Source organism: Flavobacterium sp., from assembly GCF_003525665.1.
In the GTDB taxonomy this organism is placed as follows: domain Bacteria; phylum Bacteroidota; class Bacteroidia; order Flavobacteriales; family Flavobacteriaceae; genus Flavobacterium.
The window spans coordinates 1-2113 of sequence record NZ_DQDX01000129.1 but is presented as its reverse complement, the minus strand read 5'-3'; the positions used below and the strand labels follow the sequence as shown (position 1 = coordinate 2113).

Sequence of the window (2113 nt, the reverse complement as noted above, 5' to 3'; positions counted from 1 at the left end):
AAGGATTGAATATTTAAATTCAATCCTTTTTAAAGATGTATTTTAAAGATTATTCTTTAATAAAACGAAGTGTTTTAGTATAATTTTCGTTAGAAATAGTTACGAAATATACACCATTGCTTAAAGATGAAGTGTTGATGTTTAAATTGTCATTATTTTCAACTTTTCTTGTCATAATACTTTGTCCTAAACTATTAGTAATAGCTAATGTTTTTGGTAATTCTGCACCTTCAGGAATAGAAATGTTTAATTCATTTCTTGATGGGTTTGGATAAACGTAGATATCACCTGTGAAATCAAAGCTTGTATTATTTAAACTTGCATTATTTGTAAAATAACTAACTCTTGATATTAAAGTATTAGCTGGATTTCCTGATGCAGCAAAATTAGCTACATTTACAAGAGTAGTACTTCCTGCTGTTACAGTGTAAGATCCTTGAGCTGAACCATCAAATAATCCATCACCCCAAGAGTCATTAACTGTTAAGTAATAACATCCGTTTGCTGGAAGTGTCCAAGATTGGTTTGTTACTAGTGGCTGAGTTGCACCTGGCGTTTGATTAGTATATGGTCCGCCACTGTATAATGTTGCACCAGCTTGATTTTTTAACGTCCAAGTTACTTCAGTACCATAAGAATCACCAATTAAATTAAATGTAAAAGTTGTTGCATTAGCATAGGCTAAAGAGCCTGTACCAAAAGATTTAGAAGTAGTATTATTAGTTGCTCTAGCATCAGCACCACCATTAACATTTGTAATGCTAACATTTAAAGTTCCAGCAGTATTAGTGTTAGCCAAAGTAATGTATGCAAATGCATTAGGAGCTAATGAACCAGTCCAACTATTAGTATAATTAGTTCCACCATTCATATTGTAACTTAGTGTAGCAGAAGTCAAAGTATTTGTTCCTCTATTGTAAAGCGAGATTATTTTCGCTGGAGATGTCGGATTTGGAACGCTACATGTTGGCTCAACGCTACTACAAGAATTTTCAATTTTAACTTCAGCATCATTTGCAAAAAGTGCTATTGCAATATCTTTTGTAGAGGTTTTTAATGAAGCTCTGCGAGGAGAGTTGTTCATTACCGTTACCATTCTTGCTTTTTGATCTGCTGTAAAAATATTCATACAAGAATCGTCTGTGTAATCCATGTAGTTTTCAATCATGTCATTGCCAGGTGCTAGTGGACATGTGTTTGCGGTAACGCATCCACCATTTGGACCAGCAGTTGCAGGTGTATCTGGACAATAATCTTTAGCGCTATCTGTTGGATTAACAGTACAGTTTGTGTTATCACCCCAAATATGTCTTAGTCCTAAAAAGTGACCAACTTCATGAGTCATTGTTCTTCCTTTATCAAATGGAGGAGCAAAATTACCAGTTGTTAAATCTGAACTTCCAAAGAATCGGTATCCAGCAACAACACCATCAGTATTTGCTGCTCCGCCAGATGCATTTAAACCTCCTAAAGTAGAACCGTCAGGGAATTGTGCATAACCTAATAAATCAGGATCAGAAAAATTGACACTCCACATGTTCATGTATAATGTTGGATCCCAAATGGTTGATGTTTTTACTGTGCTGTTAATATCACCTGTAGACCAAGATGCTTGACAAAGATTTACTCTGTTTATACCATTTGTAGGGTTTCCGTTAGGATCTACTTTTGCTAATACAAATTCTATTTGTGTATCTGCACCAACTGTATTAGTATTATATCCTGGCGTTCCTAGCATTCTTCTAAAATCCTGCGTCATTACAGTAATTTGAGATTGAACTTGAGCGTCGGTAATGTTTTCGTTTGTTCCGTAAGCATCACCATTATGAATAACGTGAACTACAACTGGAATGTAAATAATTCCACCAGATTGAGAACTCAACATATCAAATTGTTGTTGCTTTTCAATTAATGGTTGTAACCAATTCTCAAATTGATCACGAGTCATTCTTTTTGGATTATTTTCTTGAAGGTATTCTTCATACTCATCGGTTGCACATCTGATGTGTCCGCTAGGAGTTATGTGTTTTACAGGTCTCCCAAAAACTGTATTTTGTTTCTTTTCCTGAGCACTACTTAATGAAGTTATCATCAGAAAAATAAAAGTTAATAA

Annotated in this window: 1 protein-coding gene; it reads right to left on the bottom strand. The window is 34.5% G+C overall.

The features are described 5' to 3' along the window. Positions 1–49: 49 nt before the first annotated feature. The coding region (locus DIU01_RS09130) for a T9SS type A sorting domain-containing protein (protein WP_290833709.1) at positions 50–2113 on the bottom strand (2064 nt) is incomplete at its 5' end.